12 protein-coding genes are annotated in these 12,116 nt (G+C 69.6%); 4 read left to right on the forward strand and 8 right to left on the reverse strand.

Features of this window, described 5'->3' with window-relative positions; translation table 11 throughout:
- Positions 1-3 precede the first annotated feature (3 nt).
- The 3 genes from ACN28I_RS05855 to ACN28I_RS05865 all read right to left on the reverse strand — a co-directional run bounded on the left by ACN28I_RS05855 (position 4) and on the right by ACN28I_RS05865 (position 1,695).
- Complete coding sequence (locus ACN28I_RS05855) at positions 4-483, reverse strand: hypothetical protein (RefSeq protein WP_420941135.1); 480 nt, start codon at positions 481-483, stop codon at positions 4-6.
- 21 nt (positions 484-504) lie between these two features.
- Entirely contained in the window at positions 505-1,329 is an 825-nt protein-coding gene (locus ACN28I_RS05860) for an SDR family NAD(P)-dependent oxidoreductase (RefSeq protein ID WP_420941136.1), read from the reverse strand.
- A gap of 129 nt (positions 1,330-1,458) precedes the next feature.
- A complete protein-coding gene (locus ACN28I_RS05865; RefSeq protein WP_420941137.1) occupies positions 1,459-1,695 on the reverse strand; it encodes a hypothetical protein in 237 nt (78 codons plus the stop codon).
- 86 nt (positions 1,696-1,781) lie between these two features.
- Here ACN28I_RS05865 and ACN28I_RS05870 point away from each other — a divergent pair, with 86 nt between their 5' ends.
- Entirely contained in the window at positions 1,782-3,056 is a 1,275-nt protein-coding gene (locus tag ACN28I_RS05870) for a vanadium-dependent haloperoxidase (protein ID WP_420941138.1), read from the forward strand.
- 171 nt (positions 3,057-3,227) lie between these two features.
- Positions 3,228-4,064: an FKBP-type peptidyl-prolyl cis-trans isomerase gene (locus tag ACN28I_RS05875; protein ID WP_420941139.1), complete on the forward strand. Its 837-nt coding sequence runs from the start codon at positions 3,228-3,230 to the stop codon at positions 4,062-4,064.
- Between the two features lie 7 nt (positions 4,065-4,071).
- Here ACN28I_RS05875 and ACN28I_RS05880 read toward each other — a convergent pair whose 3' ends face one another.
- From ACN28I_RS05880 to ACN28I_RS05900, 5 genes are all read right to left on the reverse strand, one after another.
- Positions 4,072-4,446 carry a hypothetical protein gene (locus ACN28I_RS05880; protein WP_420941140.1) on the reverse strand — a complete coding sequence of 125 codons (375 nt, stop codon included), beginning with the start codon at positions 4,444-4,446 and terminating at the stop codon, positions 4,072-4,074.
- A 138-nt stretch (positions 4,447-4,584) separates the two neighbouring features.
- Entirely contained in the window at positions 4,585-5,880 is a 1,296-nt protein-coding gene (locus ACN28I_RS05885; RefSeq protein ID WP_420941141.1) for a sensor histidine kinase, read from the reverse strand.
- A gap of 82 nt (positions 5,881-5,962) precedes the next feature.
- Positions 5,963-6,595 (reverse strand): DUF2239 family protein, encoded by a 633-nt coding sequence (locus tag ACN28I_RS05890; protein WP_420941142.1) that lies wholly within the window; start codon positions 6,593-6,595, stop codon positions 5,963-5,965.
- Positions 6,596-6,753: 158 nt separating this feature from the next.
- Positions 6,754-9,096 (reverse strand): hypothetical protein, encoded by a 2,343-nt coding sequence (locus ACN28I_RS05895; protein WP_420941143.1) that lies wholly within the window; start codon positions 9,094-9,096, stop codon positions 6,754-6,756.
- 12 nt (positions 9,097-9,108) lie between these two features.
- Positions 9,109-10,653 carry a hypothetical protein gene (locus tag ACN28I_RS05900; RefSeq protein ID WP_420941144.1) on the reverse strand — a complete coding sequence of 515 codons (1,545 nt, stop codon included), beginning with the start codon at positions 10,651-10,653 and terminating at the stop codon, positions 9,109-9,111.
- Between the two features lie 75 nt (positions 10,654-10,728).
- On the opposite strand from ACN28I_RS05900, the gene ACN28I_RS05905 reads away from it, so the two are divergent.
- Together ACN28I_RS05905 and ACN28I_RS05910 are read left to right on the forward strand one after the other, a co-directional pair.
- Positions 10,729-11,106 carry a PH domain-containing protein gene (locus tag ACN28I_RS05905; RefSeq protein ID WP_420941145.1) on the forward strand — a complete coding sequence of 126 codons (378 nt, stop codon included), beginning with the start codon at positions 10,729-10,731 and terminating at the stop codon, positions 11,104-11,106.
- Between the two features lie 13 nt (positions 11,107-11,119).
- A complete protein-coding gene (locus ACN28I_RS05910; RefSeq protein ID WP_420941146.1) occupies positions 11,120-11,917 on the forward strand; it encodes a hypothetical protein in 798 nt (265 codons plus the stop codon).
- The last annotated feature ends 199 nt before the right edge of the window (positions 11,918-12,116 follow it).

Raw genomic sequence — 12,116 nt, forward strand, 5'->3', positions numbered from 1 at the left:
CTTTTATTGTTGGGTCGGCTCACCCCACACCTCGGAGAGGGTGGTGGCTGTCAGGGCCCGATCGAACCAGGTGTCGAGGGTGGCCATGTCCGTGCAGGTCAGGATGCGCTGCCGGGCCTGTTCATCCACGAGCAGGCCTCGAGCGGCGAGAATCCGAAGCACTCCCTGCGCCAATCCCTGTTTCAGCCCCCGCCGGTGTCCCCGCTCGATGAGCGTTTCGCCATAGCTCCGCATCAGCGCCTCCGCTTGCTGTGCATCCATCACCGAATGTAGCACCTGCCCCGTGACCTGTCGGGTGGTCTTGTCCCAGACCCAGAAGAGGTAATGGATGATCGCCGTCAGATTCGCGGTGCCATCGGGAGCGGCATGTACTTGCGCGAACAGGACCGTCCAATCCGGTAGACGGTAGGCCAGCTGCTCCGTGCGCCCGTAGCGCAGCACCCGCCACGCCAGCCGGGCGAGGGGAGGGCCAGGACGAGCCATCCCGGATGGGTGAACGCGGGACTACTTGTGCTCGGGCTCCGGGTCCGAGCCCGAGCCCGGCTCGGACATCAGCCGGTGCATCTGGACCTTCGCCGGATCCGGAAGGATTCGCGCGACGGCGGCCTGGAGCCGGGTCTTGATGGAGCCGGCGACGACCTTCTGCTCGTCGGCCATCATCGCCTCGAAGCCCTGGCGTGCGACCTGCGCCGGATCGTCCTTCTTCTGCTGGCCCACGCGCGTGTCGTCCATCCCCGCGCGGTGGAAGAAATTGGTCTCGGTGGGGCCCGGCAGGAGCGCGGTCACACTGACTCCCGCGTCGGCGAGCTCGTTGCGCAGCGCCTCCGAGAACGACAGCAGGAAGGCCTTGGACGCGCCGTAGACCGCCTCGAAGGGCGCGGGCATGATCGCCGCGATCGACGAGGTGAAGAGGATCCGGCCGCTGCCGCGCTTGACCATGTCCCGGGCCACCCGCTTGGCCAGGTGGACCGCCGAGGTGACGTTCAACTGGATGAGGTGGAGCTCGTCCTCCAGCTTCGTCTCCGTGAACTCTCCGCCGACGCCGACGCCCGCGTTGATGGCGATCGCATCGACGGGCCGGCCGATCGACTGGATCCTCGCGTAGAGCCGCTCGACGCCGGGGTAGGTGGCGAGGTCCACCTTCAGGCACTCGACGAGCGCGCCGTCCGAGAGCCTCTTCGCGGCCTCCGTGATGCCGTCGTCCTCGGCGGCGATCAGCACATCGAAACCGTTCTGGACGAACTGCCGGGCGAGCTCATAGCCAATGCCGCTGGACGCCCCGGTCACGACGGCGAACGGTCTGGTCTCTTCCTGTGTCGACGAAGCCATTCACCTTCTCCTGGTGTGGAGCGAAAGACGCGCCGCACAATGTTTGGCTGACCCTTGTCCCTGGCCACATCGGGCCGTATCCGCCGCGCCGGTGGACAGGCGGGCGGGCGAGGGCTTCACGGGAGCCGTTCAGCCCCGCGTGGCCAGCTCTCCGTCCACGGAGAGATCGGGCAGGCCGAGCCGCTCCTCGAAGGTGCGCTCCAGCCAGAGCGCACGATCGGCCTCCGGGATGCCCTTGAGGAGCGTCACCATCCGGCCCCCCACCACCGCGTGGAGCGAGTACGTCCCGGTGGAGAAGGACCCCGGCCAGATGTTGAGGCCGAAGCTCCGCGCCAGCTCGTCGCGGGTGCAATAGAGGTGCGTCACCTCGCGGGGATCGAGCCGGCGGTGAGAGGTCTTTTTTGTCAGCTTGTGTATAGTCGCGGCCTTTTCCCACGTAGGGGGGTTGCGGCATGCGTAATTTCTGGAAGCGGAGCATGGGATTGATGGCGGTGCTGGCACTGGCCGCTTGTCGCGAGGAGCCCGAGGACATCTCCTGGAAGGAGACCAACCAGGCCGTCCTGGACTGGAGCAACACCTCGCGCGAGCTCGTCCCCTCCATGGTCGGGGCTTTCGTGCCCCACTCCCGTCAGGTGGCGTTCACCCACGTCGCCATGCATGACGCGATCAACTCGATCCGCCATCGCTATGCAACCTATGGCACGCCGGTGGCCGCCTCCGCCAACGCCTCGCCCGAGGCCGCCGCGATCGCCGCCGCCCATTACATGCTCGTGCGGCTCCACCCCGAGCGTCAGGCGGAGCTCGATGCGCGTTACACCACCTCGCTGGCGGCCCTCCCGGACAGTGCCCACAAGACCGAGGGCATCCGGGTCGGTGAGGCCGCGGCCTCCCAACTGTGGGAGTCGCGCGCCGGTGACCGCTCCAACGACGCGCCCACCTATGTCGCGCCCACGCCGGAGCAGGGCGTCTGGCGGCAGGTGCCGCCCTGGTCGGAGCAGGGCCTCTACCCGGACTCCTTCCTGGCCCACTGGAGCGCCGTCCGGACGTGGTCCGTCCCCAGTGCCGCGGAGTTCCGTTGCCCCCCGCCGCCCGCCATCACGAGCGAGCTCTTCGTGCGTGACCTCGAGGAGGTGAAGCGCCTCGGCGCGAAGACGAGCGCGGTGCGCACGGCGGACCAGACCGAGTCGGGCCTGTTCTGGGCGCCCATCACGGCGCCCCTGCTCGCCATCGACGTCGGCCAGCAGATGGCGGCCCGCAAGGGGCTCGACCTGGAGGATACGGCCCGGGTCCTCGTACTGGGCAGCATGGCCGCGGCGGATGCCATCATCATCAACATGCACAGCAAGCAGGCCTACAACTTCTGGCGTCCCATCACCGCCATTCACGAGGGCAGCCCTGGCGTGGCGGCGGACCCCTCCTGGGCGCCGATGCTCGACACGCCCCCGAACCAGGAGTACCCGGCCGGGCACCCGCAGCAGTCGAGCGCCGTGGCGAACACGTACGCGAAGCTCTTTGGCTCCGAGCCTTTCACCACGCCTCTCGTGGTGCGCAATCCCCAGGGCCGCGAGCGCGGCTTCAACAGCTTCCAGCAGATGGTCGATGACGTGGTGCTCGGCCGCATCACCGGGGGCATGCACTTCCGCAACTCGGGCGTGGTGGGCGCGGAGTCCGGGCTCCAGATCGCCGAGTGGGTGACGGGCCACAGCCTCCAGCCCACGAGTCACTGACGGACCCATCGTCCGAACCACCGGGCCATCGGTGCTTCCCCCTCACCCGGGTGGAGCTCCGGTGGCCCTTCGTTTTTCGGGCCCCCGTGGTTGCGTTCTGGCGTGGATGGGAGGGGCGCGCTACGAGAAGGGGCGCTTCGGGTGCGGTGGCGCCCGGGAAAGAGGAGACGGATGAACTCGCGGATGTCGTGGGCAGGTGCGGCCGTGATGATGTTCACCCTGGGGGGCTGTGCGTCGCAGCAGGGGGCGCGGCAGACGCCCTCGGAGGTGCCCGCCAAGGCGGAAGCCCCGTCGTCCCAGGGCTCCGGCGCGGCCGTGGGGGCGCCCCAGTCTGAGGAGGAGAAGATGTTCTACGCGCTCGGCGTCACGATGGGCCGGCAGTTCCAGATCTTCGACATGTCGCCCGGGGAACTGGCGCAGTTGCAGGCGGGCCTCCGGGCGGAGGTGATGGACGAGAAGCCCGAGGTGGACATGGAGACCTACGGGCCGAAGCTGTCGGAACTGGCGCGCGTCCGCGGCATGGCCCGCGCGGAGAAGGAGAAGGAGAAGTCCAGGAGCTTCCTGGAGCAGGCGGCCAAGGAGCCGGGAGCGGTGCGCACCGAGTCCGGCCTCATCTACACGCCGGTGACGGAGGGCACCGGTGCGCGGCCGGCGGCCACCGACACCGTGGAGGTGCATTACCGGGGCACGCTGGCGGACGGCACGGAGTTCGACAACTCGTACAAGCGCGGGGAGCCGGCCCGGTTCCCGCTCAACAGCGTCATCCGCTGCTGGACCGAGGGCGTGCAGATGATGAAGGTGGGCGGCAAGGCCCGGCTGCTGTGCCCGTCCGACCTGGCCTACGGCGATCGCGGCACGCCGGGCATCCCCGGTGGCGCGGTGCTCGCGTTCGAGGTGGAGCTGCTCGGCGTGCAGCAGGGCGAGCAGCCCGCCGGGGAGGCCGCTCCGAGCGAGCCGGAGCCGGCGCCCGCCCCCGCGCCGAAGGGCAAGAAGCCGGCGAGGAAGTAGAGAGCGCTCAGGTATCGGTGTCGGGCGGCTCCTCGCCCGTCACCTTGCTCATGATGTCGATGCGCTCGGCCACGCCGGTTCCATCGCGCCGGAGCTCGTAGATGAGCCGGACCTTCCGTCCGGCCTTGACCGCGTGCAGATCGGTCTGGATGCCGTTCTCCACCACGCTCGTCTCGGGCGTCACCCAGACGCGCACCTTCTTCTCCCAGGGGGCCATGGGGTTGAACACCCAGGCCTTTCCCTCCTTGCCCACGTGGGTGAAGACGCCGGTCTCCACCATCGGCTCGCCCACGTACACGCCCGCGGCCTGCCGCCGGTTCACGCACCCCGTCCCCAGCGCCGCGGCCAGCAGCACCGTGACGGCCAGCACCTGTTTCCTCATGGCTGTTCCTCCTCCCGGATACACGTGTCCCACTGTGCCTCGAAAGAGAAGCGGGCGTGATCCGGGGGAGGCGGCGATCCCCTACTCTTGGACGGGACCCGCCGCGCAAGTGCCTCCTGGCGAACAGGCCCCACCGGCTCAGCGGCCCGCCGCGCGCAGGGCCGCGTCCGAGGTCTTCTCCGCGGGCAGGGGAGGCACGTTCGGCAGCACGATGGTGAAGCACGTGCCCTTGCCCAGCTCGCTCTCCACCTCGATGCGGCCGCCATGCGCCTTGATGATGCCGTACACCACGGAGAGCCCCAGCCCCGTGCCCAGCCCGGAGGGCTTGGTGGTGAAGAACGGCTCGAAGAGGTGGCTCTTCGTCTCCTCGGACATGCCCGAGCCGGTGTCGCGCACCTCCACGCGCACCTGATTGCCCTGGCGGCTCGTGGACAGGCTCACCACTCCGCCCGAGGGGGTGGCCTGCCCCGCGTTGACCAGCAGGTTCACCAGCACCTGCACGAGCTGGCGCGGCCGGCCCACCACCGTCCCCACCTCGTTGAGCGACTCCTCCACCCGCACGTGGCCGAGCTGGATGCGCGCGATGCGCAGCGCCGTCCGCACCTCGGCGTTGAAATCGTAGGAGGTGTAGCCCTCGTAATCCCCGCGCGAGAAGCGGCGCAGGTCCGAGACGATGGAGTTCACCCGTTTGATGCCATCCAGCGTCGCCGGGAGCACGTCGTCCACGTACTCCTTCAGGGTCCCGGACAGGTCCGGCTCGTCCCGCATGTCGTGGAGCAGCGAGTCGACGTTGCTCGTCACGTAGCTCATCGGGTTGTTGATCTCATGCGCCACGCTCGCCGCCATCAGCCCCAGGCTGGAGAGCCGCTCCTGCTCGATCGCCCGCTGGTGCAACTGCTGCAGCTCCTGGTGGGCCTTCTCCAGTTCCGCGTGCTTCTGCATCAGCAGCGAGCCCCGCTTCTCGGACACCAGGTATCCGAAGATGCCGATCAGGCTGAAGGCCAGGGCGGTGAGGGGCTCGGCGCCGGTGGACAAGGCCACCCCGTTGATCGCCACCAGGTAGATGGCCATGCGCGGACGGACCCACGGGTCGAGCCCGAAGTACCAGAGCATGTTGTAGGGCACGAAGACCCAGATCAGCACCGGCCACTGGGTGGAGATGCCAGCGAGGGTGATGCCCGCCACGTTGAGCACCATCCGCATCGCCTCCACCCGGGCGCGGCTGGTCTTGCTGACGAGCCATTCGAGGACCACGCCGTTGCCCAGGGCGAGCACCACGCCCACCCCCGCGATGACGAGGACCACGCGCCACTGGCCCCAGAACGCGATGATCAACGCGAGGTCGACGGTGGCCGCCCCCATCCCCGCGATGCCATGGATGCCACGTTGGACCCGCTCCGCCTCCTGGACCGCGTTCCTGGGCTGGTCATCCATCGCGTCCCCCTTCAGGGTCTTTCCACGACCCAGGGGAGCATAGGAGGAACAGGGTCCCGCTGGCCAAAGTCACCCGGGTCCGTCAGGACTCTTCACGGAGAACACTCGCCTGATCCCGGAAGGCGATCGCCACCAGCCGCCGGACGTGCTCGCGGACATCCTCCGGCCAGGGCTGGATGAGCTGGTCGAAGCGCTCGGGCTCCTGGGCGAAGAAGGCGCGCGAGGCCTCCTCGAAGCCGGGGAAGTCTCCCGCCATGGCGGACATGAACTTGTAGGCCGCTTCCTGGGACCGCCGGGCCCGATCCGCGCCCGCGCTGTCGCGCTTCGCTTCCTCGACGAGCTTGCGCAACGTCACCGAGGCCCCTCCCGGCTGCGAGTTGAGCCAGTCCCAGTGGCGGGGCAGGAGCGACACTTCCCGGGAGACGACTCCCAGCTTCGGCCGGCCCGGTCCGGACCGCTTGGGCTCCTCCGTGGCTGGCTCGGCCTCGGCTCGCCGGGTCCGCTTCTTCTCCAGCTTGTCGAGGAACTCGTACAGCGTCCCCCGGAAGTCCAGGTCGACCAGATTGCCCGTCTCGTCCTCGAAGATCAGGATCGACGCGCTGTCTCCCCGGTCCAGCCACTTCTTGGCCTTCAGGGCGACCTCCGTCAGCTCCCCCGACGCGAGCAGGCGGTGGCCCGCGAAGCCCGTGTAATTCCTCTGCTTTTCCTCGCCCATGCCCGGCTCCTTTCCGTGGACCCAAAACCACCCGGGTAGAAACAAATCCCACAGGATGAAATCCATGGCCGAGAATATCTGCCGGGTAGAATCCAGTCGCAAGGCATAATACCCGGGCAATATGAGAATTGTGAAATACTGCCCGGGTGAAATGGGCCTCAGTTCCGGTAGAGGAGGAACAGGGGCGTATCGATCGAGAGGCCCGCGCTGAAGCGCCAGGCGGGAGCCGGTGTCACACCACCCGCGTCGAGGTCATACGCCGCGCCCACCGAGAGCGAGAGGGGCGTCCTGGGAATCATCCCCTTGAGCCACAGGCCGGGGCTGACGGCCTCCATCACGCGAGGCGCCTTGCGCTCCTCCACGCCGGCGAACTGGGTGTAGCCCGCCAGATCGATGACCTGGAAGAACGCGCTCCAGGTGAGCCCGGCGCGGCCGAGCTGGTAGTCGACGCCGACGGGCACCAGCAGCCGGGGCGTGACGCGGTCCGCACGGGGGCCGCCGAGCGAGTAGCTGCCGCCAAACCCCACCAGGCCGCCCAGCGAGACGAAGCGGTGCACGTCCGGATCGCTCCGCCACCGCCAGCTCCCCACCGGCGAGGCCGAGGCGAGCACCACGGCCTTCACCTCCTGCGCGTCCTTCGCGTCGGCGAGTGACACCAGCAGGCCGCCATACCGGGCGAAGCCCTCCGGCAGGCAGATGCAGGGCCCGCGCTCGCACCGCCACTCGGACGTCCGTGCCTCCGGAGCCGCCGCCGAGGGGGCATTCCACGCCTGCTCCTGGACGCACCGCCGGGCCGTCTCTCCACTGTACCGCTCCGTCCTGCTGGAGACGGCCTGGTGCTCGAGCAGCAGTTGGTACACGGTGGAGAGGTCCCTGGCGATCGCCGCCACCACCATGCGCAGCACGTCCCGGGACGCGCCGAGGAAGCCCCGGGCCTCGAGCAGGGCCTTCTGGTTCTCCGCCACCTGTTCCAGCGTCCCGGCGCCGGAGGACTCCAGCCACGCCCCCATCAGCTTGTTGAGGCGCAGCAGCCCGTCCAGCGCCACATCCGCGGCATCGAGCGCGGACACGCCCTCCTGGGCCAGCAGCCGGGTGGCCTCGGCGAGCCGCTCGGGGCTCCCGTCGCGCGCCATCGCTTCGGGCCGCTGAGCCCGCCCCACCAGCCGCCGCAGATCCGCCGACACGTTGAAGACCCCCTCGGCGGACTCGGAGAGGGGAGGGGCGAGCGCGGCCCAGATCTTCAACCGCGATTGCTTCCCGGCGGGCGCGTACACCCAGCCGCAGCTCTCCTTCTGGAGCGAGAGCAGCAGCACGGCGAGCCCCCGGGCGTTCGCGTCCATCTGGGGAACGAGGCCCCGGTTGGCGTCCTCCACCAGCGCGGTGTAGCGCGTGAAGGAGGCGGGCATTCCACTCACGCACGCCAGTTGCGTGTAGAGCTTCGAGACGTCCGCGGGCGAGCCGGGCTCCAGGGGGAGGTTCTCGAGCCGGCGCGACAGGGTGTCCAGCGCGCGCACCGGGTGCACGCCGCTCACCATCGAGTCGATCATGTCCCGGACGGGAGGCGCGGCCCGCTCGTACCGGCGCCCGTGCGCCTGGGACACCACCTCGAAGACCAGGTGCGAGGGGATGGCGCGGAGATCCTCCTCCACCGTCTTGCGCAGCAGCGCGAGCGAGGCCGTTCCCCCCGCGCCGAGCGTGGAGGCGAACGCGTTGTTGTGCGCCGCGGTGCAGGTGGCGGGAAGCCAGTCCCGGATGTGGCCCTGCCGCTGGCCCCACTGGTCCTTCACCTCCTGCTTGCAGATGCGCTCGTCGAACTCGACGAGGACGTACAGCACGGCCTCGGCCTCGGCGCGCTCCTGGAGCGCCCCCGCCAGCCCCGTGAAGACCTGATCCAGGAACGCGTTCAGATCGATCCCCGGCAGCAGGCCCGGCAGGCTGGTGGCGGTCTCCACGCCCGAGTTCAACGAGACCTGGCCCCTGGCGGCATCCAGCATCTCCGAGGTGGAGAGCGCCGCCTCCTGTTGCTCGCGGGGAACGGTCTTCGAACGCCGCACGGCCTCGAGCGCCGAGTCCAGCCCGTCGAGCGCCTGGAGGAGCGGCGCGCGCTCACTGAAGTAGGCGGCCAGCACCAGCGCGTCCGAGTCGAAGAGCCCGGCCACGTCGAACTCCGTCGCGGTGGGGCCGTGGTAGCGCTGGCACCAGGCCGCGAGCTCGGCGACGGACTGGGGGGGGGTGCAGGCCGTGCGGATGCGGCCGGGGAGGTTGCTCCGGATCTCCCCCCACCACAGGGCGAAGGCACTCGGCGCGTCCCGGGGGGGAAGGGGAACGGTGGGGCCGGGGGCGGGCTCCAGCCCGGCGGTGGACAGGGGCACGGTGCCCCCGGCCAATGGAGCGCCGGGAAGGGGACCGGCCACCTGGGGAACCGCCTTGGGCTGCGAGAGCGCGGGGGTGGACAGCAGGAGCAGGGCCAGGAGGACACCCACCGGTGCACGCGGATGCATACAGCGTCCTTTCTAGACGTCGAAACCCAGCACACGCATGGCCTCGACCACGTCATCGCTGGAGAAGGGAATGGCCTCACCCTGTTGGGTGTCGGCATGGAAGGCCCGGTGCAGGCCGATGACCTCGTCCGGCTGGCCCGGGCCGGTGCTGCGCAACAGCGGGCCTCCGCTGAAGGCCGGGAGGTTGGCGGCGGGGTAGCGCAGGTTGCCATCCTCGCCGGTGGTGACGGTGACGGGGATGGACACCTGGGCGCGCGGCCGCACCAGCGTCCACCCGCACAGCATGGCCTCCCCGTCCTTCGCCGAGTCGGCGAGCAGGGGCGGCTGGAGCGGGCCACTCACCTCCATGGGCATGCGCAGCACGGCTAAATCCGTGGTGCCCAGGAAGCCCGAGTGCTCGAGGAAGCGCGAGGGGATGACCACGGCATCGGCCCAGGCCCGGACGTTTCCCAGCTCCACCTTCACCTGGGCCGCGGCGAAGAGCCGGGCTCCGGCGCGGAACAGCACGGCGTGCGCCACCGTGAGCACCAGCCGCGGGTGCACCAGCAGGCCGCTGGCCGCCTGGGAGCGGTTCCAGGCGGAGGCCTCGACCGCCGCCACCGGGGTGAAGCTCCCCTCGAGTGGCTGGTTCTGGAAGAAGAGGCCCAGTTGGGCCGCCGACCAGCCGCCGATCATCTCGTCACCGGGATGGAGTGCTCGACGCCTCCGACGTTGACCTGGATCTCCCCCGGCAGGGACGGAGCGCCCGGCTCCAGCTCCACGCGGAACTCCAGGCAGGGGTGGGACGCCCAGCGCCGGGGCGCGTCCACCAACCGGACCTGCTTCACCCCTTCGAGCCGCTGGAAGCTCGGGCAGCATCCGCAGTGCGGCCTGGCGGAGCTGTTCGAGTGGCACCGGGGAGGGCCGCGCCCGGAAGGCGGTGGCGGCGGAGAAGGGGAGGGGCGTGGTGTCGGTCAGGGACGTGGCGGGCGTCAGCGGAGTCCCTGGCCGAGGGGGCGTGTGCGGCCCGTCCGCCTGCTTCTGCTGCGCCAGGGCGGAACGGACGCGCCGGGCCTCGGTCAGCACGCTCAGCAGCTCGTACCAGAAGGACGAGCCGATGGCCGAGGCCGCGCCAGTGAGGAGGACCTGCCCCACGAAGGAGAGGGTGGAGCGGATGGGGGTGCCGCCCTCGGTGAGATCGGGCCAGCCGCACGTGCCCAGGAAGGCATTGGCTCCCGACACGAGCGCGAGCACGAGCCCGATGAACAGCGAGTTCTCGGCGTTGGCGGCCCGGGTCAGCCGATCCACCTCGTTGCTACCGAGTGAGATCGGCACCGGATTCTTCGAATCGACATAGGTCTCGCCGGTGCGCAGGTCGACCTGGAGGTTGCCCTCGCGCTCCGCGTCCTTTCCGAAGTGCCATCGGGGCCGGAAGGGTTGCCAGTTGCGGTGCTTGAGCACCGCCGAGAGGCGCTCGGTGGCCAGCGAGAGCACGAACAACACCAGGAGGCCCCTCAGGAAGGCGTCCAGACCTCCACCGGTGCCGCCGAGCGTCTCCAGGGTGCCACTGGTGCCCATCGTCTCTCCCTGTGTCGGGTCCTGGCGACTATACCCGTGCTATAGCGCGCCGCGACCCCCTCTTCAGGAGATGACATGGGCCTCTTCGACAATCTCATGGGCAACGCATCCGAGGTGGACATCGGCAAGCTGCAGGAGGAAGCGGCCGAGGTCCTGGCGCCCAACGAGAGGTTGGAACGCGCCTTCAAGATCTTCCGCGACCTCTACCTCTTCACCGACAAGCGGCTGTTGCTCGTGGACAAGCAGGGGCTCACCGGCTCGAAGGTCGAGTACATGTCCCTGCCGTACCGGTCCATCACGCGCTTCTGCGTCGAGACGGCCGGCACCTTCGACGCGGACTCCGAGCTGAAGATCTGGGTGTCGGGTTCGCCCGAGCCCCTGCTCAAGCAGTTCAAGAAGGGCTCGAGCATCCTGGAGATCCAGAAGGTGCTCGCGACCTACGTGCTGAAGTAGGCATCATCGCGGCATGCGTCTCTCCGTCTGGCTCGCCGCGCTGTTGCCGCTCGTCACCGCGGCCTGTGCAACCCCCTCGGTGGCGTACCATCCCCGGAAGGACTGTGAGGCGGGCAGCGCGGGCGCGTGCGTGGACTGGGGGGACGAGCTGGCCGGCAGGGGAGAGCCGCTCGGGGCCGAGGCCGCCTACGGACAGGCGTGCCAGGGCGGCTTCGTCATGAGCTGCATCACCCAGGGCCAGTTCCTCCTGCGGCGCGGTGAGCTGGAGGCCGCCGAGCTCCCGCTCCGCAAGGCGTACCTGGAGGAGATGCCGGAGGCGCACGAGGCGCTGGCGGACCTCTACCAGGCCCGGGGGACGCCCTCGGACGTGAAGATCGCCGAGGGCCTGCGCTTCGAGGCGCCCGCCATCGACAAGCCGGCCACGGAGTTCGTCTACCACTTCCGGATGGACTCGCGGGGGAGCCCCGGCGCGGCGATCACCTTCAACGTGCAGCCGATGGCCTTCCTGTCACGCCGGCTGAGTCTCGGGTTCCACGCCGCCTTCACCCCGGTGACGGAACTCAACGGCTTCATCGGGTACCAGCACTTCGCGTCCACCTGGGCGGTGCCGTATGCGCGGGTGCTGCTCGGAGGACTGCCCTCGGCTCCCCCCGGCGTGGGGCTCAACTACGGGGGAGAGCTCGGGTTGAAGCTGTGCCTGGGACCCATCGGGCACCTGGATTTCGCCGTGGGCTCCTCGCGATTCAGTCCCCTCCATGCCTCGGTGGGGCTGGGGTTCAACGGGCTCTTCCTGCTGCTCGCGGCGCGCTGACGGCCGCCCCGGCCCTCGCGGCTCAACCCTTGGAGGCGGGGAGGTACTTCGCGGGCAACGGCTGCTCCGGCGTCTCGGCGGTCCAGGCCACCGTCAGCACCCACCACTCCACGTGAAAACTTCCAGGAAGGGGAGAGGCGCGGCCGGGCCGTCCGGCACTTCGCCTCGCCAAGCCGGTGCGCGTGTCACTACAGTCGCG

Source organism: Archangium gephyra (genome assembly GCF_049060025.1).
GTDB lineage: Bacteria > Myxococcota > Myxococcia > Myxococcales > Myxococcaceae > Archangium > Archangium gephyra_A.

Excerpts from the sequence above, each read along its gene's own strand:
- ACN28I_RS05855 (WP_420941135.1), bottom strand. The coding sequence starts at position 483 with ATGGCTCGTCCTGGCCCTCCCCTCGCCCGGCTGGCGTGGCGGGTGCTG.
- ACN28I_RS05860 (WP_420941136.1), bottom strand. The coding sequence starts at position 1,329 with ATGGCTTCGTCGACACAGGAAGAGACCAGACCGTTCGCCGTCGTGACC.
- ACN28I_RS05870 (WP_420941138.1), top strand. The coding sequence starts at position 1,782 with ATGCGTAATTTCTGGAAGCGGAGCATGGGATTGATGGCGGTGCTGGCA.
- ACN28I_RS05875 (WP_420941139.1), top strand. The coding sequence starts at position 3,228 with ATGAACTCGCGGATGTCGTGGGCAGGTGCGGCCGTGATGATGTTCACC.
- ACN28I_RS05880 (WP_420941140.1), bottom strand. The coding sequence starts at position 4,446 with ATGAGGAAACAGGTGCTGGCCGTCACGGTGCTGCTGGCCGCGGCGCTG.
- ACN28I_RS05885 (WP_420941141.1), bottom strand. The coding sequence starts at position 5,880 with ATGGATGACCAGCCCAGGAACGCGGTCCAGGAGGCGGAGCGGGTCCAA.
- ACN28I_RS05890 (WP_420941142.1), bottom strand. The coding sequence starts at position 6,595 with ATGGGCGAGGAAAAGCAGAGGAATTACACGGGCTTCGCGGGCCACCGC.
- ACN28I_RS05895 (WP_420941143.1), bottom strand. The coding sequence starts at position 9,096 with ATGCATCCGCGTGCACCGGTGGGTGTCCTCCTGGCCCTGCTCCTGCTG.
- ACN28I_RS05900 (WP_420941144.1), bottom strand. The coding sequence starts at position 10,653 with ATGGGCACCAGTGGCACCCTGGAGACGCTCGGCGGCACCGGTGGAGGT.
- ACN28I_RS05905 (WP_420941145.1), top strand. The coding sequence starts at position 10,729 with ATGGGCCTCTTCGACAATCTCATGGGCAACGCATCCGAGGTGGACATC.
- ACN28I_RS05910 (WP_420941146.1), top strand. The coding sequence starts at position 11,120 with ATGCGTCTCTCCGTCTGGCTCGCCGCGCTGTTGCCGCTCGTCACCGCG.